The sequence below is a fragment of the Frateuria sp. YIM B11624 genome, from assembly GCF_049727805.1.
Classification (GTDB): Bacteria; Pseudomonadota; Gammaproteobacteria; order Xanthomonadales; family Rhodanobacteraceae; genus Frateuria_A.
This window is the reverse complement of sequence record NZ_JBCNYA010000017.1, coordinates 61,761-86,615: the sequence shown is the minus strand read 5'-3', so window position 1 is coordinate 86,615 and position 24,855 is coordinate 61,761. Positions and strand designations below refer to the sequence as shown.

Here is a 24,855-nt window from a genome sequence, read left to right as displayed (position 1 = left end):
GGTCTTGTTGCTTTTGTTGTGCGGTGCCTTGCCCACCCCACCGGCACAGGCCGGCAGCGTGGGACGCAGCACCACGCCGACCGGCGGCAGCATCGTCGGCGGCAGCGGCAGCATCGTGCAGGACGGCGCCAGCGTGGTGATCAACCAGGCATCGCAGAAGCTCGCGCTGGACTGGCAGAGCTTCAACCTGGGCCAGGACGCGACGGTGCGCTTCAACCAGCCGGGCACCTCGGCGGTGGCGCTCAACCGCATCCTCGACCAGAACCCCAGCCAGATCTTCGGCCAGATCAGCTCCAACGGTCAGGTGTTCCTGATCAACACCCACGGCATCATCTTCGGCGCCACCGCGCAGGTGAACGTGGGCGGGCTGGTCGCCAGCACGCTGGACCTGACGCCCACCGATTTCCTTTCCAACCACTTCAACCTCAACGCGGTCGGCGGCGGCGCCGGCGTCGTCAACCACGGCACCATCGCCGCGGCCAGCGGCGGCTCGGTCAGCCTGATCGGCGGCAGCGTGCAGAACGATGGCGTGATCCTGGCCAATTACGGCCGCATCAACCTCGACGGCGCCGACCATGCGGTGCTGGACTTCGACGGCAACGGACTGATCAACGTCCAGATCACCGGCGAGCTGAAGCATCGCCTCGACGCCAAGGCCGCGGTCAGCAACGCCGGCACGCTGCAGGCCGACGGCGGCACGGTGGTGCTCGAGGCCTCCGCCGCGCGCGACCTGTTCACCAACCTGGTCAACAACTCCGGCGTGATCGACGCCGGCGCGATCAGCCACGACGGCGGCGTGGTGCGGCTGGTCGCCCGCGGCGGCGACGCGACGGACAGCGGCAGCATCGACGTGAGCGGCACTCATGGCGGCAGCGTGCAACTGCTGTCCGACCGCAACGTGGTCGTGACCGGCGATATCGATGCCTCCGGCACGCAAGGTGGCGGCCGCATCCGCATCGGCGGCGGCGCGCAGGGTGGGGAAGGTCTGCTGCACGCCTCCACCAGCACGGTCGGCGCCGATGCCCGCTTGAACGCCGACGCCACGCAGTCGGGCAAGGGCGGCTCGATCGTGGTGTGGAGCGACCACGATACGCAGGTCGCCGGCCGGTTCAGCGCCCGCGGCGGCGTCCAGGGCGGCGATGGCGGCTTCGTGGAGACCTCGGCCGAACACGTGCGGATCGACGACGCCGCGCGCGTCAGCACGCTCGCGCCGAAGGGCCGCAACGGCACCTGGCTGATCGATCCGATGGACTTCACCATTGGCGCGGGCGGCGACATGACCGCTACCGCCGTGCAGACCGCGCTCGGCAGCGGCAACCTCACTATCCAGTCGACCGACGGCGCGAGCGCCGGCTTCGGCAACATCCTGGTCGAGAGCGACCTCACCTGGGGCGCCAACACGCTCACGCTGACCGCCCTCAAGGACATCAACATCGATGCCACGATCACCACCACCGGCACCGCCGGGTTGGTGCTGAACGCCTCCACGGCGATCGGTGCGGCCCCGGCCATCGCCGGTGGCCAGGTCAACCTCACCGACCTGTTGAAGGTGGGTGGCTCGGGCGGCCTCACCGTGGCCGGCACCGTGCACAGCGTCAGCGGCACGCTCGATATCTCGGGTTTGAGCAGCGGTGCCAGCATCGGTGGCCTGGACGGCAACGGGCTGGTCAACCTGGGAGGGAACGCGCTGACGTTGAGCAACGCCGCCGGCGGCGTGTTCAGCGGCGTCATCAAGGGCGCCGGCGGCAGCCTGATCCTGGCCGGCGGTACGCAGACGCTCAGCGGCACCAACACCTACAGCGGCGGCACCACGCTCGGCGGCGGCGTGCTGACGGTGTCCGACGACGCCAACCTCGGCAAGTCCACCGGCGGGCTGATCTTCAGCGGCGGCACGCTCGCGACCAGCGCGGCCTTCAGCAGCGCCCGCGACATCGTCATGCAGGGCAACGGCACCGTGCAGGCGGGCGCCGCGCTTACCCTGTCCGGAACCATCAGCGGAAGCGGGCGCCTGACCAAGGCCGGCGCCGGCACGCTCACGTTGAGCGGTACCAACACCTATGGCGGCGGCACCACGATCAGCGCCGGCACGCTGAAGGTGTCCAGCGACGCCAACCTGGGCGCGACCACCGGCGGTTTGACCTTCAACGGCGGCACGCTCAACAACACCGCTGCCTTCACCAGCGCGCGCGCGATCACGCTGCAGGGCGACGGTACGTTGCAGACCGGCGCCAACCTCACCCTGTCGGGCGTGATCAGCGGCGGCGGCGACCTCACCAAGACCGGCAGCAGCACGCTGACGCTCTCGGGCGTCGACACCTACACCGGTGCCACCGACATCGCCGCCGGTACGCTGGCTTTGTCGGGCGCGGGCAGCGTGGCCGCTTCCAGCGGTGTGACCGCCGACGGCACGTTCGACATTTCCGGTACCACCTCGGGCGCGTCCATCGCCAGCCTGGGAGGCAGCGGTACGGTCACCCTGGGCAGCAGGACGCTGACGCTGAGCAACGCCGCGGGCAGTTTCGGCGGCGTGATCGGCGGCACCGGCGGGCTCACACTCGCCGGCGGCAGCCAGACGCTGTCGGGCGTCAATACGTACAGCGGGGCCACCAGCATCAGCGCAGGCACGCTGAAGCTTTCCGGCGCGGGCAGCGTGGCCGCTTCCAGCGGCGTGACGGCCGACGGTACCTTCGATATCTCGGGCGCCACGGCCGGCGCGACCATCGCCAGCCTGGACGGCAGCGGCACCGTCACCCTGGGCAGCAGGACGCTGACGCTGAGCAACGCAGCGGGCAGCTTCGACGGCGTGATCGGCGGCACCGGCGGACTCACCCTGGCCGGCGGCAACCAGACGCTCGGCGGCATCAATACCTACACCGGCAACACCACGCTCGAGGGAGGCGTGCTGACGGTATCGAGCGACGCCAACCTCGGCGGCGCGGTCGGCGATCTCGTCTTCGACGGCGGCACGCTCGCCACCTCCGGTGCGTTCACCAGCGCGCGCGACATCGCCCTGCTGGGCGACGGCACGCTGCAGACCGACGCCGATCTCGGCCTGTCCGGCGTGATCAGCGGCACTGGCAACCTCGCCAAGACCGGAAGCAGCAAGCTGACGCTCTCCGGCATCAATACCTACACCGGTGCCACCGACATCACCGCCGGCACGCTGGCGTTGTCCGGTGCCGGCAGCCTGGCTGCCTCCAGTGGCGTCATCGCCGACGGCACGTTCGACATTTCCGGCACCACCGCGGGCGCGACCATCGCCAGCCTCGACGGCGCCGGCACCGTCACCCTGGGCGGGAACATGCTGACGCTGAGCAATGCCTCGGGCTCCTTCGGCGGCATCATCGGCGGCAGCGGCGGCCTCATCCTGGCTGCCGGCAACCAAACCCTGACCGGCACCAACACCTACGGCGGCGGCACCACGATCAGCGGTGGCACGCTCTCGATTTCCAGCGACGCCAACCTGGGTGCAACCACCGGCACGTTGACGCTCGACGGCGGCACGCTGGAAAACACCGCCTCGCTGACGCTGGACCGCACGCTGGCGCTGGGCACGGCTGGCGGCACCCTGCAGACCGACGCCGGCACCAATCTCACCCTGACCGGCGCGGTCAGCGGCACGGGTGGCCTGGCGCAGGCCGGCACCGGCTCGCTCACCCTGGGCGGCGACGTCACCACGGGCGGCAGCCAGAGCTACGGCAAGGTGTTCCTCGGCAGCGACGTCACGCTCACCAGCAGCAGCGGTTCGGTGGATTTCGCCGGCACCGTGGACAACGTCGACGCGACGGCCCGCGCGCTGACGGTGATTGCCAACAACGGCAGCATCGGTTTCGGTGGCGCCGTGGGCGGCGGTGCGAATGGCCGTCTGGCGAGCCTGACTACCAGCAGCCAGAGCTTCAGCGCTGGCGCGCTGGCGGTGGGTGGCAACCTGTCGGTGACCACCACCGGTGGCGACATCACCCAGGGCGGCGCGTTCCTGGTCGGCGGCAACGCCGGCTTCGACGCGGGCAGCAACCTCATTTCCCTGACCAACGTCGGCAACGACTTCGCCGGCACCGTCGATCTGACCGGTGGCACCACTGCGATCACCGACAGCAACGGCCTGGTCCTCGGCACGCTCGCCACGGGTGGCCTCACCGCAATCAGCCACGGCTCGCTCGCCCTGGGCAGCGGCAGCGTGGCCGGGAATCTCAAGGCCACCAGCAACGACGGTGCGATCACCCAGTCCGGCGGCCTCACCGTGACCGGCACCAGCACCATTGACGCGGGCGCCAATGCGATCACTCTGAATGCCGCGGGCAACGATTTCCAGGGCGCCGTGCGCCTGCTCAACAGCGGCGCCTACGACGTGGCGCTGGACAACGGCAGCCACGCCCTGCTGATGGGGGCGTCCACGCTGGGTACCGGCGCCTTGTCGCTGGCCGGCAACGGCATCACCCAGTCGGGCGGCATCACCCAGGCTGCGGGAGCCGGTGCAGTGACCCTGCAGGCCGGCAGCGGCGCGCTGGTGCTGGCCGACAGCGGCAACGACTTCACCGGCCTGGTCAGCGCCCAGGGCGCCGGGGTCTCGCTGCAGACGGTGGGCGACCTGCACATGGCCGCGCTGGATGCCGGTACCGACGGCTCGGTGAGCCTGGTCGCCGGCGGTACGCTGGACCTGGCCGCGCTGGGTGCGATCGATACCGGCAACGGCGACCTGACCCTGGGCGCCGGCGGCAGCTTCACCACCGGCGCCGACCTGAGCGGCCACAACGTGTCGCTGCGTGGCGACGGCGGCCTGATCCTCAGCAACAACGTCACCGCCAGCGGCACGCTGGACCTCACCAGCAGCGATGCGGCCATCACGCAAACCGGCGGCACACTGGTGGCCGCGGGCGCCACGACGGTGGGCGCAGGCACCGGCACCATCGGTCTGGCCGCGGGCACCAACGATTTCCAGGGCGACGTCACGTTGACCGGTGGCGACACCACCATCAACGACGCCAACCAGTTGACCCTGGCGGCGCAGGACACCGGCAACCTCACCGTCACCAGCCACGGCAACCTGGTGCTGGGGCAGGGCTCGGTCAATGGCGTGCTGACCGCGAGCAGCAACGGCGGGACCATCAGCCAGGCCAGCGGCGGGCTGACCGTCACCGGCACCAGCTCCATCGACGCCGGCGGCGGCGCGATCATGCTGACCGACGGCAACAACGACTTCGGAAACACGGTGGGCTTGAACGGCAGCTCCGTCGCCATCGCCGACATGAACGCGTTGACCCTGGGGGCGCTCACCACCGGCGCGCTCTCGGTCACCAGCCACGGCGACCTGGTGCTGGGCGCCAGCACCATTACCGGAACGCTGGATCTAGACAGCAACGGCGGCGACATCACGCAGGCCGGCGCTTTCACCGTCACAGGCATCAGCACGATCGACGCGGGCAGTGGCCTGATCACGCTGGGCTTGCTCAACGACTTCCAGAACACGGTGAACCTGACCGGTGGCGACACCGTCATCACCGACACCAATGCGTTGGCGCTGGGCACGCTGGACACCGGCGCCCTAACGGCGACCAGCACCGGCAGCCTGGGCCTGGGCAGCGGCATCATCGGCGGCGACCTGATCGCCACCAGCCAGGGTGGCGCCATCACCCAGACCGGCGCGCTGGCCGTGCAAGGCACCAGCGTCCTCGATGCCGGCGTCGGCGCGATCACGCTCACCAACACGAACAACCATTTCACCGGCGCCGTCAGCCTCACCGGTGCGGGCATCGCCGTGCACGATACCGGCGACCTGATGATAGCCGTGCTCACCAACCAGGCCGACACCGGCGTCAGCCTGGTCGCCGACGGTGCGCTGTACCTCCCGGGTGGCGCCATCGACACCGGCACCGCCGACCTGGTGCTGGCCGCCAATGGCGGCGTACTCAGTACGGTGGGTGCGCTCAGCGGCGCCAACGTCTCGCTGAGTGGACGCGATGGCCTGAGCCTGGGCGATGCCGTCACCGCGACGGACACCCTGACGCTTGCCAGCGCCTGGGGCGGCGTCACGCAATCCGCCGGCACGCTCACCGCTGCCCACCTGACCGGCAGCGCCGCCGGCCCCGTCGTGCTCGACCAGGTCAACGCGATCGGCCAGCTCGACGGCTTCAGCGCCGACGGCTTCACCCTGCTCAACGACGGCAACCTGACCGTTGCCGGGCCCGTTGCCGGCGGCAGCACCGGCGTGGACATCACCAGCAGCAATGGCCTGCTGACCGTCGCCGGCAACATCAGCGGCGGCAGCATCGCCCTGCAGGGCCTGGGCATCAGCCAGTCCGGCGGCAGCATCGACGCGGGCAGCGGGCAGGTCAGCCTGCAGTCCGGCGCGGGCATCATGCAGACGGGCGGCTCGATCACGGCCGGCACGCTCAGCGGCAGCGCCGTCGGCGACGCCAGCCTGGCCGGCGCCAACCACGTCGACAACCTGGGCAGCTTCAGCGCGGCCAACCTGTCGCTCACCAACGCCGACGGCCTGACCCTGGCCGGGCCGGTCACGGTGACCGGCACGGCCGCGCTGACCGTCGGCGGCGCCCTGGCCATCAACGATACGCTCAGCGCCTCGGCCACCACGCTCGCCGTGGATGGCGCGATCACCGAAGGTGCCGGCGGCAACCTCACCACCGGCACGCTGAGCGGCCAGGCGACTGGCAACGTCACCCTGACCGGCGCCAACCACGTCGGCACGCTGGGCAACTTCACCGCCGCCGGCTTCGCGCTGACCAACGCCCAGGCGCTGGCCCTCAACGGCAGCCTGGACGTCGGCACGGGCGACATCGCGCTCACCACCACCAGCGGTGCGCTCACCGTGAACTCGGCGCTCAGCGGCGGCACCGTGGCGCTGGATTCGGCGGCGGACCTGGTGCTCGGCCAGGCCATCCAGGGCAATACCGTCAGCCTCGAGTCGGCCGGTTCGATCAGCCAGACCGCCGGCGGCCTGATCACCGCCGGCACGCTGAGCGGCCAGTCCGCCGGCAGCACCGTGCTGAACCAGAACAATGCCATCACGGCGCTGGGCAACTTCACCGCCAGCGGCTTCAGCCTCACCAGCAACCGGGCGCTGACGGTCAACGGCACGGTCGATGGTGGCGCCAGCACGACGATCAATGCCGGCGGCAATCTGCGCATCAATGGCACGCTGCAGGGCGACGCCACCTCGCTCTCGGCCAACGGCACGATCAGCGAGGGCGCCAGCGGCAAGATCGTCGCCGACACCCTCACCGGCCAGGCCACCGGCGCAGCGACCCTCAGCGGCGCCAACATGATCGGCACGCTCGGCAACTTCCAGGCGGCGGGCCTGAGCCTGCACGACGCACAGAACCTGCGCGTGGCCGGCACGGTCGACGGCGGCGCCAGCACCACGCTGGACGTCACCGGCAACCTCGTGCTGGCCGGCACGGTCAAGGGCACCAGCACCCGCCTCAACGCGACCGGGACGCTGAGCGAAACCGGCGGCGGACGCGTCATCGCCGGCACGCTCACCGGGCATGCCGGCGGCAGCGCGAGCCTCACCGGCAACAACTCGATTACCAGCCTGGGCAATCTGGATGCCGCGGGGCTGAGCTTCACTAACGGCAAGGCGCTCACCATCAGCGGCACGGTCAATGGCGGCGCCAGCACCACGCTCACCACCACCGCGGGCGGCCTGACCGTGAACGGTTCGCTGGCCGGCACCACGACCACGCTGAACATCGCCGGCGCGATCGACCAGGGTAGCCACGGCCGCATCACGGCCGGCACCCTGGCTGGCCACGCCGGCGGCGACGTGGCGCTGGATGGCGACAACCGCATCGATACGCTGGGTGCGTTCAGCGCCCGCGACTTCGCGCTGAGCAACGGCAAGGCGCTGGCGGTGAACGGACCGCTGACCGCCAGTGGCGGCGACATCGCCCTCGCCACCACGGCCGGCACGCTGTCGGTCAACACTGCGCTCGCCGGCAACACCATCGCGCTGGACTCGGCCGGCGACCTGGCCCTTGGCCGCACGCTGCACGGCGGCGCAGTCACCCTGCAGTCGGGCGGCCGCATCAGCCAGACCGCCGGCGGCCTGATCACCGCCGACAGCCTGAGCGGCCATTCCACCGGCAGCACCACGCTGGACCAGGCCAACGCGATCGGCGCGCTGGGCAATTTCAGCGCGGGCGGCCTCACGCTCACCAGCACGCGCGCGCTGACCGTGAATGGCGCGGTCGACGGTGGCGGCAGCACCACGCTCACGACCGGCGGCAACCTCACCATCGCCGGCTCGCTCAGCGGCGACACCACCACACTCGCGGTAAACGGCGCGATCAGCGAGGGCAGCGCCGGCAGCCTCACTGCGCATACCCTGACCGGCCATGCCACGGGCGCGGCGTCGCTCACCGGCGCCAACCGCATCGACACGCTGGGCGCGTTCACCGCGGCGGGCTTCGCGCTGAGCAACGGCCCGTCACTGACCGTGACCGGTCCGCTCGACGGCGGCAGCAGCGTAAGCCTGGCCACCACCCGCGGCGACCTGCTGATCAACGGCAAGGTCAGCGGCAAGGCCACCACGCTCACTTCCTCCGGCGCGATCACCGAAGGGCAGGGCGGCAGCATCGTCGCCGACACGCTCTCCGGCCAGGCCGGCGGCTTCACCAGCCTCGGCACCGCGACCAGTCCGCTGGCCAACTACATCGGCACCCTCGGCGGCTTCTCCTCGCACGCGGGCTTCAGCCTGACCAATGCGCAGACGCTCACGCTGGCCTCGGTCGGCGGCAGCGCCTACACGGTCGACGCGGGCACCTCGCCGCTCTACCTCGCGGTGACCGGCGGCGACCTGCTGCAGGTCGGCAAGACCTGGCTGTACGACGGTGCGGGCACATTCGCGTCCACCGGCCGCATCGGCACCTCGGACGCGCCGATCTACGTGACCGGCACTGACCCGCAGGCAGTCGCCCTGGTGGGCATGCCGCCGGCGTACTTCTACGCGGTCAACGGCAACGGCGGCGTGCTGCCGCTGACCGGCGGCTCGAGCGTCAACGTGCCGACCTCGCTGTTCACCAGCCGCGCGCAGAACGCCAACAACCACACCGACGTCTACATCGACCCCAGCGTGATCTCGGCCAACTACCGCTCGTTCGGCATCGTGCCCTCCGGCATCCTGCTGCCGCCGGACCAGCAGGCCTGCGATCCGGAAATGGAGGAGTGCGATGAGTAAGGCCCCGCCGCGCCGACGCGCGGCCGGACGCTCATTGCAGGCATTCGCCGCGCTCGGGCTGCTGCTCGCCCTGAGCCTGCCGGCCGGCGCGCAGTTGCCGCCGCGACTGACGCCCGGCAGCGCCGCCGACCAGCTCGATGCCGCGCGCCAGCGACTGGCCGGGCGCGCCGACACCGCGGTTGTGGCGCAGCAGTTGCAGGCCATGGCGCAGGATCTGCGCGCGACGCTCGCCGACCGCAGCGCCCAGCCATTGACGGCGTTGGGCGACAGCGACCGCGGCCGGGTGCTGCGCGCCCACGCGGCGGCCCAGCTGGCCAGCGACTTCGCCGACGCCGCCGGCGCCTGCCGCGCGGGCGAGTCGGCGGCGATGGCGCAGGCACTGGCACTTTCGGTGCGCCGGCTGGCGCAGGCGCCGGCCGAAGGCAAACCGATGCAGGCGACCATCGATCGGCTGGAGACCGCCGACCACGCGCCGCTGTTCGCGCTGCGCGCCGGCGCCAGGCCGGTGGCGCTGGCGCTGGTGGGCAGCGAGTTGACCGACCCGCAATGTCCCGATCCGCAGCTCACCGCCACCGACGCCAACGGTGCGCCGCTGCCTTCGCAGCCACGCATCACCAACGTGCTGCCAACGCGCATCGAGTTCGAGTGGCCGGGTACCGCTGCGCTCAAGCCGGGCAGTTACGTGTTCCACGTGCGACCTCAGCACAAGGCGTTCCTGGTCGGCTGCAGCGCGCAGCCGGAAGCGGTCGTCGCGGTGCAGATGGTGCCGGCACCGAAATTCACCGTGGGTTACGTGCTCGATGCGGTGTGTGGCCGCAACGATCCGCGCGACGTGGCGCTGGGCAAGGGCACCTTGCCGCCGCTGGAGGGCTACGGCGCCACCGTCGCGCAGGCCATCGATACCTCGGCCTGCACCGACCCGGTTGCCTACCGCATTTCCGCCACTGTCACCTACGCCGACGGCGCGAGCGCCTCGGCCGGCCCGTTCGAGCAGAGCGCGGACGCCAATGCCACTGTGGGGCTTCCCGGCGGCCTGTCGCTGAGCTGGGATCCGGCGGTGCGCCAGCTGTTCGTGCGCTCCGGCTCGCCCATGTGCAAGGGCGTGCATTGACGCTCTGCTCCCTCTCCCCTCCGGGGAGAGGACTGGGGTGAGGGGCCGGGGCTCGCGGGGAGGTCTGCGGGGGCGTGTTGCTCGTGTGTCGCTCTTGCGGTGCGCTTCCGCGACTTGGCTCGCCTGCGGCGGGCTTCCGATCGCCTGTCGGCGCTCGGGTCACTTTTCTTTGCTGGCCCAAAGAAAAGTAACCAAAAGAAACGGCCTGCTCAGCCCGGGGTGAGATAAGAGCTAGGTGCCCTTGCGCCTTGCCGGGTGGGTCTCTTGCTCTTAGAGGAGCTGCCGCCGCTATACCGCGGGCGCTCGGGAGCTGAGGCAAGGGAGGATCATTCGCTGTGTGTGATTCGCCGCAGTGGCGAGCGTCACTTCAATCGACGGTTTGCGTGGGATAGCCGATCACTTGCTGGTGGGCTGAAGCCCACCCTACGGTGCAACGGTACGCTCGCGGGGTGGGCTTCAGCCCACCGGTCCCTCAACCGCAGTCATCACCGCCGCGGACACGACGCCCGCGCAACGAAAAAAGGCGGCCAGTGCCGACACCGTCAAACGCCATGCATGCACGCCTCCCTCGCCTCAACTCCCGAGCGCCCGAGGGTAAAGCGGCGGCAGCTCCTCTAAGAGCAGGTGCGTACCCATCAAGGCGAGACGGCACCTAGCTCTTATCCCTCACCGGGCTGAGTGGGCCGTTTCTTTTGGTTACTTTTCTTTGGGCCAGCAAAGAAAAGTGACCCGAGCGCCGTCAGGCGATCGGAAGCCCGCGGCAGGCGAGCCAAGTCGCGGAGGCGCTCCGCAAGAGCGACACACGAGCAACACGCCCCCGCAGACCTCCCCGCGAGCCCCGGCCCCTCACCCCAGTCCTCTCCCCGGAGGGGAGAGGGAGCAGGAGACTGTTATTCCTCGCTCGGGCCTGAGATCACTTCCATCTCGCTGACGCCGCCAGGGGCGAGGTCCTTGAGCAGGTCGAGGAAGTTCTTGCCGACCAGGCGCTGCGCGCGGCGCAACAGCAAGGGCACCGGGCTGGAGGGTTCGCTGCGGGCGTAGTAGTCGCAGATCTCGTCGATGCGGCGCATCACGTCCTGCGGGGTCTCGATGCGACCGGGCACGCTGGCGCGCGCCCCGGGCGCGACCGCGCCATCGGCGCCGTCGGCTTCACCGTCCATGCCTTCGACGGCATCGGGATTGCGCCGCTGCACCTGCGATTCGACGAACTTCTTCAGCTCGTAGCCGTCGCTCAGCAACGGCCTCAGGTCCGGGCCGGCGGTACCGATGCGCTCGTTGAACACCTGGTCGATGGCCTTGGCATTGTCGAGGATGCGCGTGGCCGCTTCGAGCGTTTCGGTGAGCTGCTCTTCGGGGCAATCCAGGCAGCACGCCTCGATCTCCGTCATGCTCGGCAGGGCCTCGTCGCCGGCGTCGGTTTTCAACGTGCCGTTGGCAATACGCAGATCGCGCAGCGAAAAGCGTCCGAGCCGCGGCGACTGCACGAATGGCGTGCTGCGGAAATAGCCGAGCAGGCCCAAGGGATTGGCGATGGTCGCCACCGCATTCACGCGTGCGGTCGGGTCGTCGTCGTCTTCCGCATCGAGTTGCGGATGCACGCCATCCCAATGGTTTTCCAGCAGTCCGCGGATCAGGCCCAGGCCGGCCGCCCAGCCGGACATCCCGCCGGTACGCATCCAGGCCGTGGCCAGGTGCGTCGCTACGCGCAGGTCGCGTGAGCGTTCGAGCAGGCCGGTGGCGAGCGAAGTGACCTCGTCCCAGTCGGGCTCCTCGGCGGCCTTCACGGCATCGCCAATGGCCCGTTCCGCGCGCGGCGCGGCGGCGCGTTCCAGGGCGAGGAAATCGGGGTCGTATTCCAGGTCGCTACCGGTGGGCGCATCGCCCTCCAGCGGGTCGAGAAAAGCAGCCGGATCGAAGCGCGTCATGAGTCCGAAATCCCCCTGTGGAATCGCATCGGATAATACAACAGGGATGGCATCAATCTGCCGGAAACGCGTGCCCAAAAATGGCATGGATAAATCCATTCGGCGATTGCGCAATACGGGCCTTCGAAAATGCCGCGCCGTCAAAAAAAACCAATATCGGCTACGGATGCACGTGCCGTCCGGTGGCTGCCGCGGCGGGTTCCTGCGGGCAGCGGCCCACCACGTGGGCGAGCGTGTTGACGTTGTCGACCAGGCGGTCGGTGAGCCGGCCGACCTGATCGGCCGCGGCATGGTTCTCGGACATCGCCAGCAGCGCCCCGAGGCTTCGCTGGAGCAGGCGAAGGTCGGGCAGTTCCACCACCGTGCGCTGCTCCCGCAGGGCGCCGGCGATGCCGTGCAGCGCGGTGGCGGCATGATCGATGAAGGCGCTCACCTCGGTCTGTTCGGGCAGGCTCGCATGGTGCTGCAGCAGCGCCTCCATGCTCATAGCCGTGCGCGCGAGCCGGTTGCCGTTGGAAAACAGTGCCTGCGCCAGGTCGAGCAGCGCGGCCGGCGTGGCCGGCTCGGCGCGCATGCGTTCGAGCGAAGCCAGTGCATTGGTGCGAGCGGTGCGCGCGGCGGTGCGCGTCTCGTGCTGGGCGGCGCGCCGCTGCGGGCGCCCGAGCGCGCGCAGGTAGTCGGCGTAGGCGTCGAGCATGTCGGCCAGGGCGGCACGCGCGCGGCCGCGTTCCCAGGTCGGCCACAGCACGTAGGCCAGCAGCGCCATGCCGCTGCCCAGCGCGGTGTTGATCACGCGGTCCATCACCGCCACGCCCGGATCCACGCCTTCGAACGAGAGCAGTACCACCACGGTGCCGGTGAGCGCCGCCACGGCGATCCCGTAGTGCGCGGTGGCCAGGTAGCGGAACGCCATGCACAGCACACCCATCAGCGCCAGGTGCGCCCAGGGCTGGTCGGGGATCACGTGCAGCAGCGCCGTGGTGAGCAGCAGGCCGAGCACGGTGCCGACCACGCGCAGCAGGCCGAAATTGAAGGTCGCGGCGAAATCCGGGCGCAGCACGATCGCCACGGTCATCGGCAGCCAGTAGCCGTGCGGCAACTCGAGCGCGCGCGAGAGGCCCAGCGCCAGGCTCAGCGCCACCGCCGAACGCACGGCGTGACGGAATGCCACCGAATGCGGCGTGAGATTGGCCAGCAGCATGGCGCGCGCGGAGCTTTGCCGCAGCGAGGCGGGCAGGCCAAGGTCGGCGGACTCGGCCCTCTGCTCGCCGCGGCTGCCGGCCCAGTTGGCGTTGCGCACCGCGGCCGCGAGCTGACCGGCCAGCGCATGCACGTGCAGCGCGTGCTGCACGCTGGCCTCCGCGGCGTCACGCTCGATCGCGCGCAGCGCCTGCAACGCACGTTCGGCAGCGAGCGGTGCGACACCTTCCTCCAGCGCCTCGGCGATGTGGTCGAGCACGCGGGCAACGCGGGCACGGAAGCGCAGCGGCACGGCATGGGCGGGCGAGCCGTCGGCGAGCGCGGTGAGTTCCAGCCGGATCCGCTCGGCCAGCTCCAGCATCACGCCGAAGGCTTCCATCGCACGGCCGCGCGCGTGGTAGCGCCCCAGCAGGGTCTGTTGCAGGGTGGTCATCGCGCCGCTGAGGGCCGGTTCATCCTCGTCGTCCTGCGCGCGCTGGCGGGCCAGCGTGGCCAGCCCGCGATAGACCACGGCGAGCGCCTGGCGCTCGGGACGGTAGCGCTGCAGCGGCCAGGCGGCGACCGAGAACAGCATCATCAGCAGGCCGCCGGCGAAGATCAGCGCGGCGCCCGCCGCGGCGGGCAGGAGCGAGGTGGGCGAGGCGGCGGTGACGACCAGCAGGATCATGCTGGTCATGCCCACCCGCGCCAGGTCGGTGCCGAACACCACCAGCATGCCGCCGCCGAAGCCGACCAGCGCGCTGGCCAGCAGCATCGAGGGCAACTGTCCGCCGATCAGGAAGCCGGCGAGCGCGGCCAGCCCCGCGGCAAGCGAGGCCAGCAGCAACTGCTGCACGCGCTGGCGGTAGGGGCCGGGCTGGTCGGAAAACATCGTATCCAGCGCGCCGGCGGCCACGCCCAGGCCGACCGCGGTATGCCCACTGGCCATGCCGATCGCCAGCGGCAGCACCACGGCCAGGGTATTGCGCACGACCACCCGCAGCGGGACGTCCGGACGCTTGGTCCGGGTCAGGCTGTCCAGCACGTTGGCGCGTAGCGAATAGACGCTGGCGGGCATGGCCGAATCGCTGGGATAGGGCCTGCGATTCTGCACGAGGCTAGTTGAACCGCCGTGTAGGAGCCCTGCGGCGAAGACGTTCCGGCGTAGGCCCGGCAGCCGTCAGGCGCGGCCGGCGAACTCGCCGGTCAACGTGTTCACCCACACCTTCTCGTCGTTGGTGATGTACTCGGGCACCTGGATCTCGACGCCGGTGTCGAGCCTGGCCGGCTTGGTGCGCTTGGTGGCGCTGGCGCCCTTGAGCTCCGGTGCGGTGTCGACCACGGTCAGCACCACGCTGGTGGGTACCTGCAGGCCGACCGGCGCATCGTCGATCAGTTGCACGTAGTAGCCCTCGGTGTCCTGCACGATGTAGCCGGCGTTGTCACCGACCAGCTCGGGGCCGAGCATGTACTGGGTGTAGTCCTCGGCGTCCATGAACACGAACGCTTCGCCGTCCATGTAGGAAAAGTTGGCCGCGCGGCGGACCAGGTCCATTTCCTTCAGGTCGTCGTCGGCGCGCAGGCTGAGGTCGAACTTGCGACCGCCCGGGATCGAGTACATGGTGAAGCGGAAGGTCACGTTGCCGCCGCGGGCGGTCGGCGCGCTGCGCTCGATGTCGCGCACCTGGTAGACGGTGCCGTCGTGCTCGACCACGTTGCCTTTCTTGACGTCGGAAGCTTTCATGGGGTGTCGGTCAGTGGATTGGACTGGCCGGAGCGCCGCGAGGGACGCCCCGCTGAAGTGGCAGGTTTACTTCGGCTGCAGACGCACCGCGCCATCCAGGCGGATGGTCTCGCCGTTGATGTAGCGGTTGCCCAGGATGAACGCGACCGTCCGCGCGAACTCCTCCGGCTTGCCCAGCCGCGAGGGGAAGGGGATCGAGGCGGACAGCGACTGCTGCACGGCCTCGGGCATGCCGTCGACCATCGGCGTCCAGAAGATGCCCGGCGCGATGGTGGCCACGCGGATGCCGAAGCGGGCCAGCTCGCGCGCCATCGGCAGGGTCATGCCCACCACGCCGCCCTTGGAGGCGGAGTAGGCGGCCTGGCCGATCTGGCCTTCGTAGGCGGCCACCGAGGCGGTGTTGACGATCACGCCGCGCTCGCCGTCCTCGCCCGGTTCGTTGGACTGCATCAGCGCCGCGCCGGCCTTGGCCACGTTGAAGCTGCCGACCAGGTTCACCATCACGGTGCTGGCGAAATTCGACAGCGCCATCGGGCCTTCCTTGCCCAATACCCGGCCGGAGCCGAGGATGCCGGCGCAGTTCATCACCACGTTGAGCCCGCCCATGGCCTCGCGCGCGGCGGCCACGTTGGCGGTCACGCCCTCCTCGGAGGTGACGTCGGTACGGTAGAAGCGCGCCGCCTCACCCAGCGCCTGCGCTGCCTGCTGACCCTTTTCCTCGTTGACGTCGAACAGCGCGACCTTCGCGCCCTGCGCCACCAGATGTTGCGCCACGGCGTGGCCGAGTCCGGAGGCGCCGCCGGTGATGACGGCCTTGACCTGGTCGAGCTGCATGGGTGTGTCCTCGAGTGCGAAGCGAAACGGCAATGGTAGCCGAGGCGGCCCTCAGGGCGCAGGCGCCGGGCAGGCGACGGGACCGCCGGGCGAGGGCTGCGGCGAGTCCAGGTTTCGGTGCAGCGACTGTTCCGGCGTCATCCACAGCCGCCCCTGCACACCGCAGGCGGCGGCATAGTCGAACAGCGCGCGCAGGTGCTGCGGGCGGAAGTCGATGAAGCTGCCGAACGGGTAGTCGCCGGGAATTTCGCTGATCCGCAGGTCGAGTCCGTAGCGATGGGCGAAACCCAGCGTGAGCGCGAGCGTCTCGCGCGTCTTGTAAGTGGTCTGCGCCGAGAAGCTGCGCGCCAGGATCGCCGGCGTGCTCAGGCGCGTGGTGGCGGGTGCGGCCACCAACTGGCCGTTGACGATCACGTACAGGTGCGCGCCGCGCAGCAGCCCGAGGTCGGAGGGCAGGATCTGCGCGATCAGCGGCGCGGCGAACAGCGAGGTGGTGACGCCGCCGTCGACGTGCATTTCGTCGTAGTGGCGCGCGCCTTCGTGCACCGGAATCAGCACCGGCGGGAACACCCCCGGCACGCTGGCCGAGGCGACCAGCACGTCGCGGAACAGCTTGCGGGCTGTTTCGCCGCCCTGCTCGGCGATCGCGCCCATGTCCCACAGCACGGTTTCCTGCTTGTCCAGGTCGGTGGTGGCCACGATCAGCCGGCGGCCCTTGGCCCGCTCGCGGGCCACGGCCGCTATCATCGCGTCGGTGACGTAGCGGTCGACCAGCGCCGCCAACGGATCGTGCCGGCCGAAGCCCTGCGGGAACAGCAGGCGGCTGGCGACGCTCATCAACGGGGAGCGCTGCAGGCTGGCGCTGGCCTGGCCGGTGAAGGCGTCCTTCAACTGCGCGTCCCAGTCCGGCCCCAGGAAGGCGAACGGCGCGATCAGCGCGCCGGCACTCACACCGGTGACCAGCTCGAAGGTGGGCCGCGCATGCGCGCGGCCCAGGCCCACCAGCGCGCCGGCGCCGAAAGCGCCTCCCGCGCCGCCGCCGGAGAGCGCGAGGATGTCCAGGCTGCCGTCCGCGGCGCGCCGGATGTCATGCAGCAGGAGGGGTGATTCCTGGAGGAAGCCCTGGCGGTCGATGCTGAGCAGGCGTGGGTTGGTCGTGAAACCGTCCGGGATCGCCGCGTCGATCAGCCTGGGCGGTGCCGGACGTCGCGGCGCGCCGACGCAGCCGGCGAGCAGGACGAGCGCGAGTACCAGCGGTAGCGATCGGCGTTTGCGCATGGAGGGTTTCTCCCTGGCAGTGAAAGGCGGCCTGCCCAATCCAGCATCGCATGCGAGGCGGGCAGCCCCACCGTCACCACCACGCGTGCGGGTCCGGCCTAGAGCGGAAGGCCGCGCAGTTCGATGCCGTCCGGCGCCACGCGCAATGCCGAGCCCTGTTCATACCAATCGCCCAGCACGATGCGCTGTGCGTCCTGGCCATCGAGCGAAAATTCGTGGATCGCCGGCCGGTGCGTATGGCCGTGGACCAGCCGCGTCACGCCCGCGCCACGCATCGCCTGCGCGACCGCCCCGGCGTTGACGTCCATGATCGATTCCATGGTGCTGCCGGTGTGCGCGCGGCTGTCGGCGCGCGCCTTGGCGGCGAAGGCGCGGCGCGCTTCCAGCGGCATCGCCATGATATTGGCCTTCCATTCGGGCGTGCGCACCTGGCGGCGCACCGTCTGGTAGGCGACGTCGTCGGTGCACAGCGTGTCGCCGTGCATCAGCAGGGTGGGGCGGCCGTAGAGGTCGTGCACCACGCCATCCTCCAGCAGGGTCAGGCCGGCGCGCTCGGCATAGTCCTGGCCGAGCAGGAAATCGCGGTTGCCGGGCATGAAGTAGACCGGCACGCCGGACTCGCGCACGGCGCGCGTCGCGCGGGCGATGCGTGCCGGCAGCTCGGCGTCGTCGTCGTCGCCGATCCAGGCCTCGACCAGGTCGCCGAGGATGTAGAGCGCATCGGCCTGGCACACTTCGTCGCCGCCGAGATAGCGCTCGAACAGGTCGGTGATGTGCGGGCGGCTGTCGTCCAGGTGCAGGTCGGCGATGAACAGGCTGGCCATCAGCCGTCCTTCCTGCCGGCCGGCCTGGCGGGCTTCGCCGCGCTGCTGGCCTTGGCCGGTGCCTTGGCGCTGGCGGCGGAGGCGGGGCCCTCCTCGCCGATCACGCGCGCACTCTCGATCACCGGCAGCGGGTTGGGTACGTCGGCGGCGAACGGGCCCTGGCCGCGCGTGGGCAGGGCGGCGATCTTGTCGATCACGTCCATGCCCTGCACGACCTTGCCGAACACCGCGTAGCCCCAGGTCAGGCCGCTCTGGTTGCCGGCGTAGTCGAGCCGGCGATTGTCGACCAGGTTGACGAAGAACTGCGCCGTGCCGGAGTTGGGATCGGCCCCGCGCGCCACTGCCACTGTGCCGCGCAGGTTGGACAGGCCGTTGTCCGCCTCGCTGGCGATCGCCGGGTGCGTGCGCCGCGGCTGCAGGTCACGCGTGTACAGGCCGCCCTGCACCAGGTAGCCGTTGATCGCGCGGTGGAACACCGTGCCGTCGTAGAAACCCTCGTGCACGTACTGCAGGAAGTTGGCCACGCTCTTGGGCGCCTTGTCCGGGTAGAGCTCCAGCGTGATGTCGCCCACGCTGGTGTGCAGCAGCACTTTGGGACCCGGGGCGGGGGGCGTCGGGCTGGTGCTCGCGGCCGCCGGCGCGGTCTGGGCGGCGACGCCGAACGGCAGGAACAGCAGGAGGGCCAGCAGGAGTCGGGACATGCGTGCGGAACCTGTATGGGATGTCCGCATGATACGCGGTGGCGTTGCATGGGCTGAAGCGCGGCTCTTGCTCCCTCTCCCCTCCGGGGAGAGGGCTGGGGTGAGGGGACGGTTCTTGCGGGGGAATGGATCGGAGCGTGGCTCCGAGGGAGTTCCGGGCGAGCCCCGCCCCCTCACCTCAATCCTCTCCCCGGAGGGGAGAGGAAGCGAATGCAAAGAGCCATGCCCATGCCCCCGCCTCAATCCTCTCCCGGAGGGGAGAGGAAGCGAATGAAAGAGGCGTACTTATGGAAGCAAAGCGGGAATCAAGTGCGCTGGATCTCCAGCGTCAGCCCCAGCTCCGCCATCGGCCCCTGTTCCTGCTCCAGGTCAGCCTCGGTGAGCGGATGGGCGTCCAGCCAGCCGGCGGGGATGGCCAGGCGCAGGCGGTGGCTGGTGGCATTGAGCTTGAGCGGCGGCAGCGACTCGGGCCGGCGGCCGCGGCGAAACAGCACCGCCAGGCGCAGCAGCGCAGTGATGTGCCGCGCCAGCGTGCGGTAGCGCTGCGGCAGCACCGAGATCAGCGCCTTGGCCGGCTTGCGCCGATGTGCCTCGATCACCGCGGCGAGCAGTTGCTGCTCCTGCCGCGAGAAGCCGGCGAGGTCGGCATGCCGCAGGATGTAGGCGCCATGGTGGTGGTGCTGGCTGTGCGCGATGGCCAGGCCGATCTCGTGCACGCGCGCGGCCCAGGAGAGCCACTCGCGCGCCTCGGCGTCGAGCTTCCACGGACGCGCGACCTGGTCGAACAGCGAAAGCGCGGTCTGCTCCACGCGCCGCGCCTGCGCGCGGTCGACGCCGTAGCGGGTGGCCAGCGCGTCGATGCTGGCGGTGCGCGGGTCGCTGCCGCCGGCGCGGCCGAGCAGGTCCCACAGCAGGCCTTCGCGCATCGAGCTTTCGCACACGCGCATGTGGTCGATGCCCAGCGCCTCGAACGCAGCCTCGAAGATCACCACGGCGCCGGCGAACACCGGAGCGCGTTCCTCGGTGAGGCCGGGCAGGCGCAGCAGGTCCATGTGGCCTTGTTCGAGGACGGCTTCGCGCAGTTCCGCCAGCGCGTCCAGGGTGACGCCGTCGTCGGTCAGGCCCATCGCCTGCACCGCGGCGTCCACCGCCTTGGCGCTGCCGGAGGAGCCATAGACCTCCTGCCAGCCCGATTCGCGGAAATCCTCGGCGAACTGCTGCAGCAGCACGCCGACCTCGCTGCGCGCGCGCTGCCAGCGCTTGGGCGTCAGCCGGCCACCGGGGAAGAAGCGCAGGGTCGAGGCGATGCAGCCGGCCTGCACGCTCTCCGTATGCAGTGGCGCGAGCCCGCGGCCGATGATGAATTCGGTACTGCCGCCACCGACGTCGATGACCAGCCGCGGCTCGCGCGAGGCGGGCAGGTCATGCGCCACGCCAAGGAAGATGAGCCGACCTTCCTCGCGGCCGGAGACGATCTCCACGGGATGGCCGAGCGCGTCCTCGGCCGCGCCCAGGAAGTTGTGCGGCGACGCCAGCCGCCGCACAGTGTTGGTCGCCACCGCGCGCACGTTCGCCGACGGCAGGCTTTCGATGCGCTGGCCGAAGCGCGCCAGGCTGGCCAGCGCGCGAGCGCGGTGCGCGGCGTCCAGCGTGCCGTCCGAGCGCAGGCCGGCGGCCAGGCGCACGCTGTCACGCAGGCGGTCGATCACGCGCGGCTCGCCGTGCTCCATGCGAGCCACCACCATGTGGAAGCTGTTCGAGCCCAGGTCGACGGCCGCGATCAGCTCGCCATCCTTGATGGGTACGGGCTCGGTGGTCACGCGGGGATTCCAGGCGGGAAAGGCGGCGATTCTGCCACGCCGGCCGCGAGGCGCTGCGTGCAGGAGCGGAAGGGCGGGCGTGTGCGCATCAGCCGCAGATCTTTTTCAGCAATGTCTGCTGCGCGCTGTGCGGCGGCTGGTCGCCGGGCGTGGCGCGGGTGTAGCGGCCGTCGCTGCCGAGCAGCCAGGCCTGGGTGTTGTCGGCCAGGCCGTTGGCCAGCGTCTCGTCGAACACGCGCTTGGCCAGCGCCGGGTCGAGGATCGGGAAGGCCACTTCGATGCGGCGCATCAGGTTGCGTTCCATCCAGTCGGCGCTGGCGCAGTAGATCTCCGGCTTGTCGTCGTTGGCGAACCAGTACACGCGGCTGTGCTCGAGGAACCGGCCGACGATCGAGCGCACGCGAATGCGCTCGGAAATGCGCGGCAGCCCGGGCCGCAGCGTGCAGGCGCCACGCACGATCAGGTCGATCTCCACGCCGGCCTGCGAGGCGCGGTACAGCGCCTCGATCACGTGCGATTCGTTGAGTGCGTTGAGCTTGGCGACGATGCGCGCGCTCCGGCCGGCCCGCGCGTGCGCGGTCTCGCGCTCGATCTTGGCGACCACGCTGCGGTACAGCGTGAAGGGCGAATGCAGCAGGCGCTTCAGGCTGATCACCGAGCCCAGGCCCGAGAGCTGCTGGAAGACCTTGTGCAGGTCCTCGCCGATCTCCGGATCGGCGGTCATCAGGCCGATGTCGGTGTACAGGCGGCTGTTGGCCTGGTGGTAGTTGCCGGTGGACAGGTGCACGTAGCGGCGCAGCGTGCCCGCCTCGCGGCGCACGATCAGCATCATCTTGGCGTGGGTCTTGTAGCCGACCACGCCGTAGACCACCTGCACGCCGGCCTCCTGCAGCCGCGTGGCGAGGCGGATGTTGGCCTCCTCGTCGAAGCGCGCGCGCAGCTCGATCACCACGGTGACGTCCTTGCCGTTGCGCGCGGCCTCCACCAGCAGGTCGACCAGCGGGGTGTCCTCGCCGGCGCGGTAGAGCGTCTGCTTGATCGCCAGCACGTTGGGATCGGCGGCGGCCTGGCGCAGCAGGTCGACCACCGCGGCGAAGCTCTCGTAGGGATGGTGCAGCAGCACGTCGCGCTGGCCGATCAGCTCGAACAGGTTCGCGCCCGGCTCGATCGCCGAAGGCAGGCAGGGCACGAAGCGCGGGAACTTCAGTTCCGGGCGGTCGACCTGGTCGTAGATGCCGCCGGCGCGGATGATGTTGACCGGGCCGTCGCAGCGATAGACGTCCGATTCCTCCAGCTCGAAGTTGGCCACCAGCATCGCGGTGATCGCCTTCGGGCAATCGTTGGCGATCTCCAGACGCACCGGCCGCGCGTAGCCGCGCCCGAGCAGTTCCTCGCTGAGCGCGCGGGCGAGGTTCTCCACCTCGGCTTCCTCCACGATCAACTCGCTGTTGCGGGTGACGCGGAACTGGTAGGAGCCGACCACCTTGAAGCCGGGGAACATCAGGTCGACGAAGGCCTGCAGCAGCTCGGCCAGGAACACGAAGTTGTCGCCGCCGCCGCCCACCTCGGCCGGCAGCTTGACGATGCGCGGCAGCGAGCGTGGCGCGCGCACCAGCGCCATGTGGCCCTCGTGGCCGAACGCGTCGCGGCCCTGCAGCACCACCGCGATGTTGAGCGTCTTGTTGAGGATGCGCGGGAACGGGTGCGCCGGGTCCAGGCCCAGCGGCGAGAGCACCGGCAGCACCTCGTGCTCGAAGTAGCCCTGCAGCCAGCGCCGCTGCACCGGGTTCCACTGGTGGCGGGTGAGGAAACGGATGCCTTCGGCGTCCAGTTGCGGCCTGAGCTGCTCCTGCCAGGTCGCGTACTGGTCGGTGACCAGGTCGAGCACGCGCGCGCGGATGCGGGTGAGCAGCTCGCCGGAGGACAGCCCGTCCGGCCCTGGCGCGGCCGAGCCGTAGGCGTGGTGATGCTTGAGCATCGCCACGCGCACCTCGAAGAACTCATCGAGGTTGTTGGCGACGATGCTCAGGTAGCGCAGCCGCTCCAGCAGCGGCACCTGCGCGTCGCGCGCCATCGCCAGCACGCGGAAATTGAATTCCAGTGCGGCCAGCTCGCGGCTGAAATACAGCTCCGGCGCGGCCAGGTCGGCGATCGCAGTGGCGGTTTGCGGCAGTTTGCGGGCCATGGGGGACCATTCTGGACGATGCGGCGCGCAAGTACATCCATTCCGGGATACCCGGGTAGGGTGGGCTTCAGCCCGCCGTTCCGGCCAGTCCGGCAGGCAGGAGCCCGCCCTACGGGGATTCGGGCTCCAGCAGCCGTTCCGGCCCGAAATGGCAGGCGAAGGTGGAACCCCGGCCCGGCGTGCTTTCCACGCCCAACCGCGCCTGGTGCAGGTTGAGCACGTGCTTGACGATAGACAGCCCCAGGCCGGTACCGCCGGTTTCGCGTGAGCGGCTGGAGGAGACGCGGTAGAAGCGCTCGGTCAGCCGCGCCAGGTGGCTGGCCGGGATGCCGTAGCCGGTGTCGCTGACCGAGTAGGTCGCCCCGTCGCCCGTGCGCTGCCAGCGGATCGTGATGCTGCCGCCGCTGGGCGTGTAGCGCACCGCATTGCTCACCAGGTTGGACAGGGCGCTGTGCAGGTCCTTGGGCGAACCGAGCAGGTCGCAGTCGGTGTCCACCTCGAGCGCGACCTGGTGGCGGCCCTGGCTCAGCGCCTCGGCTTCCTTGCGCAGGGTGGCGAGCAAGGCGGCCATCGGCACGCGCTCGTCGATGACGTGTTCCTGGGTCTCCAGGCGCGAGAGGGTCAGCAGGTCCTCCACGATCTGGCCCATTCGCTTGGACTGCGCGCGCATCTCGCCCAAGACCGGGGCCAGGGCCGGCACGTCTTCCGGATCGAGCAGTTCGAGGTAGCCGTGGATCACGGTCAGCGGCGTGCGCAGCTCGTGCGAGACGTTGGCCACGAAATCGCGGCGGATCTGCTCCAGCCGCGTCAGCGGACTGATGTCGCGCGCCAGCAGCATGCGCTGGCGGCGGCCGAAGGGCTGCACCGAAACGTCCAGATGGTCGCCCGGGCGCCCGGGAGCCGGTGCGTCGTGCAGCGTCACCCGGGCGCCGGCGCGCAGCCAGGCGGCCAGTTCCGAACCCTGCAGGCGTTCGGACAACTGCACGCCGCGGTCCTGTCCGCGGCGCAGGCCGAGCAGGGTTTCGGCCGCGCGGTTGAACCAGCGCACGCGCCAGGCTTCGTCCAGCAGCACGATCGCGTCCGGCAGGCTGTCGGCGGCATCGCGCAGGTCACGCAGGGTGATGGCGAGGCGGCGTGCGCGATGTTTCATGACCGTCCCCAAGGACCTTTTCCCTTTCCCGGCCTCCGCGGCGGCGGTGTCCGGGTGCCCATCAGGTGTTCGCCGAGAAACGGTAGCCGGCGCCGCGCACGGTCTGCACCATGGCATCCAGTTGCCACGGCTCGAGCGTCTTGCGCAGGCGGCGGATGTGCACGTCGACGGTGCGCTCCTCCACGTAAACGCTGCCGCCCCAGACGTGGTCGAGCAACTGCGCGCGGGTGTAGACGCGCTCGGGATGGGTCATGAAGAAATACAGCAGGCGGTATTCGGTCGGACCGATCGGCACCGGCTCCTCGCCGGCAAAGACGCGGTGCGCCGGGCCGTCGATGCGCAGGCCGCCCAGCTCCACCACGCCGGTGCCGTCGTCGCCCTGGCTGCGCCGCAGCACCGCCTTGATGCGCGCGATCAGCTCGCGGGTGGAGAAAGGCTTGACCACGTAGTCGTCGACGCCCGCCTCCAGGCCGTTGACGCGATCCATCTCCTCGCCGCGCGCGGTGAGCATGATGATCGGGATCTCGCGGCTGAGCTCCTCCTTGCGCAACCGGCGGGCCAGTTCCAGCCCGCTCATGCCCGGCAGCATCCAGTCCAGCAGGATCAGGTCCGGCACCTGCTCGGCGACGGCGATCTGCGCGGCGCGGGCGTCCGCGGCCGGCACCGCTTCCATGTCGGCCTTGCGCAGGGCGAAGGCGACCATGTCGCGGATCGAGGCTTCGTCTTCGACGATGAGGATGCGCTTGTGCACGCGGTTTGCGCCTGGCTGTGACGGGCTTATTGCAGCGGGGGAATGTTACGCGGGGATGACACTTCGCGGATCGATCGTTCCCCCGTCCCGGCAGGGCGGATGGGGGAAGCCTTGCGAAAGGCCTCGCCAAGGGCATCGCGCGAGCATCCCGCCACGA

13 protein-coding genes are annotated in these 24,855 nt (G+C 70.2%); 2 read left to right on the top strand and 11 right to left on the bottom strand.

The window, feature by feature from the left end:
- Positions 1-28: 28 nt before the first annotated feature.
- The gene (locus AAIL17_RS10545; protein WP_424682798.1) at positions 29-9,196 is read left to right on the top strand and encodes an autotransporter-associated beta strand repeat-containing protein; all 9,168 of its coding nucleotides are present in this window, start codon (positions 29-31) and stop codon (positions 9,194-9,196) included.
- Positions 9,189-10,307, top strand: a complete 1,119-nt coding sequence (locus AAIL17_RS10540; protein ID WP_424682797.1) for a hypothetical protein — start codon at positions 9,189-9,191, stop codon at positions 10,305-10,307. Before AAIL17_RS10545 ends, AAIL17_RS10540 begins: the two co-directional genes overlap by 8 nt.
- 890 nt (positions 10,308-11,197) lie before the next feature.
- Here the strand turns inward: AAIL17_RS10540 and tssA are convergent.
- From tssA to phoB, 11 genes are all read right to left on the bottom strand, one after another.
- Entirely contained in the window at positions 11,198-12,232 is a 1,035-nt protein-coding gene (tssA, locus tag AAIL17_RS10535; RefSeq protein WP_424682800.1) for a type VI secretion system protein TssA, read from the bottom strand.
- A gap of 160 nt (positions 12,233-12,392) precedes the next feature.
- Positions 12,393-14,489 carry an FUSC family protein gene (locus AAIL17_RS10530; protein ID WP_424682796.1) on the bottom strand — a complete coding sequence of 699 codons (2,097 nt, stop codon included), beginning with the start codon at positions 14,487-14,489 and terminating at the stop codon, positions 12,393-12,395.
- A gap of 102 nt (positions 14,490-14,591) precedes the next feature.
- Positions 14,592-15,155, bottom strand: coding sequence for an elongation factor P-like protein YeiP (gene yeiP / locus AAIL17_RS10525; RefSeq protein WP_424682795.1), 564 nt, complete (start codon positions 15,153-15,155; stop codon positions 14,592-14,594).
- Between the two features lie 66 nt (positions 15,156-15,221).
- On the bottom strand, positions 15,222-15,989 hold the full coding sequence (locus AAIL17_RS10520; protein ID WP_424682794.1) for an SDR family NAD(P)-dependent oxidoreductase: 768 nt from the start codon (positions 15,987-15,989) through the stop codon (positions 15,222-15,224).
- Between the two features lie 51 nt (positions 15,990-16,040).
- Entirely contained in the window at positions 16,041-17,267 is a 1,227-nt protein-coding gene (locus AAIL17_RS10515; RefSeq protein ID WP_424682793.1) for a patatin-like phospholipase family protein, read from the bottom strand.
- 98 nt (positions 17,268-17,365) lie between these two features.
- Positions 17,366-18,091: a UDP-2,3-diacylglucosamine diphosphatase gene (gene lpxH, locus AAIL17_RS10510; protein ID WP_424682792.1), complete on the bottom strand. Its 726-nt coding sequence runs from the start codon at positions 18,089-18,091 to the stop codon at positions 17,366-17,368.
- Positions 18,091-18,792 carry a peptidylprolyl isomerase gene (locus AAIL17_RS10505; protein WP_424682791.1) on the bottom strand — a complete coding sequence of 234 codons (702 nt, stop codon included), beginning with the start codon at positions 18,790-18,792 and terminating at the stop codon, positions 18,091-18,093. The genes lpxH and AAIL17_RS10505 overlap by 1 nt, the downstream gene beginning before the upstream one ends.
- A gap of 305 nt (positions 18,793-19,097) precedes the next feature.
- Positions 19,098-20,612: an exopolyphosphatase gene (locus tag AAIL17_RS10500; protein WP_424682790.1), complete on the bottom strand. Its 1,515-nt coding sequence runs from the start codon at positions 20,610-20,612 to the stop codon at positions 19,098-19,100.
- Positions 20,613-20,700: 88 nt separating this feature from the next.
- A complete protein-coding gene (gene ppk1, locus AAIL17_RS10495; RefSeq protein ID WP_424682788.1) occupies positions 20,701-22,797 on the bottom strand; it encodes a polyphosphate kinase 1 in 2,097 nt (698 codons plus the stop codon).
- A 109-nt stretch (positions 22,798-22,906) separates the two neighbouring features.
- Positions 22,907-23,947, bottom strand: coding sequence for a phosphate regulon sensor histidine kinase PhoR (gene phoR, locus AAIL17_RS10490; protein ID WP_424682786.1), 1,041 nt, complete (start codon positions 23,945-23,947; stop codon positions 22,907-22,909).
- A gap of 61 nt (positions 23,948-24,008) precedes the next feature.
- Positions 24,009-24,698: a phosphate regulon transcriptional regulator PhoB gene (phoB, locus tag AAIL17_RS10485; RefSeq protein WP_424682785.1), complete on the bottom strand. Its 690-nt coding sequence runs from the start codon at positions 24,696-24,698 to the stop codon at positions 24,009-24,011.
- Positions 24,699-24,855 lie beyond the last annotated feature (157 nt).

Bases quoted from the DNA above. Each gene is read 5' to 3' on its own strand.
- AAIL17_RS10540 (WP_424682797.1), top strand. From the start codon at position 9,189: ATGAGTAAGGCCCCGCCGCGCCGACGCGCGGCCGGACGCTCATTGCAG.
- tssA (WP_424682800.1), bottom strand. From the start codon at position 12,232: ATGACGCGCTTCGATCCGGCTGCTTTTCTCGACCCGCTGGAGGGCGAT.
- AAIL17_RS10530 (WP_424682796.1), bottom strand. From the start codon at position 14,489: ATGCCCGCCAGCGTCTATTCGCTACGCGCCAACGTGCTGGACAGCCTG.
- yeiP (WP_424682795.1), bottom strand. From the start codon at position 15,155: ATGAAAGCTTCCGACGTCAAGAAAGGCAACGTGGTCGAGCACGACGGC.
- AAIL17_RS10520 (WP_424682794.1), bottom strand. From the start codon at position 15,989: ATGCAGCTCGACCAGGTCAAGGCCGTCATCACCGGCGGCGCCTCCGGA.
- AAIL17_RS10515 (WP_424682793.1), bottom strand. From the start codon at position 17,267: ATGCGCAAACGCCGATCGCTACCGCTGGTACTCGCGCTCGTCCTGCTC.
- lpxH (WP_424682792.1), bottom strand. From the start codon at position 18,091: ATGGCCAGCCTGTTCATCGCCGACCTGCACCTGGACGACAGCCGCCCG.
- AAIL17_RS10505 (WP_424682791.1), bottom strand. From the start codon at position 18,792: ATGTCCCGACTCCTGCTGGCCCTCCTGCTGTTCCTGCCGTTCGGCGTC.
- ppk1 (WP_424682788.1), bottom strand. From the start codon at position 22,797: ATGGCCCGCAAACTGCCGCAAACCGCCACTGCGATCGCCGACCTGGCC.
- phoR (WP_424682786.1), bottom strand. From the start codon at position 23,947: ATGAAACATCGCGCACGCCGCCTCGCCATCACCCTGCGTGACCTGCGC.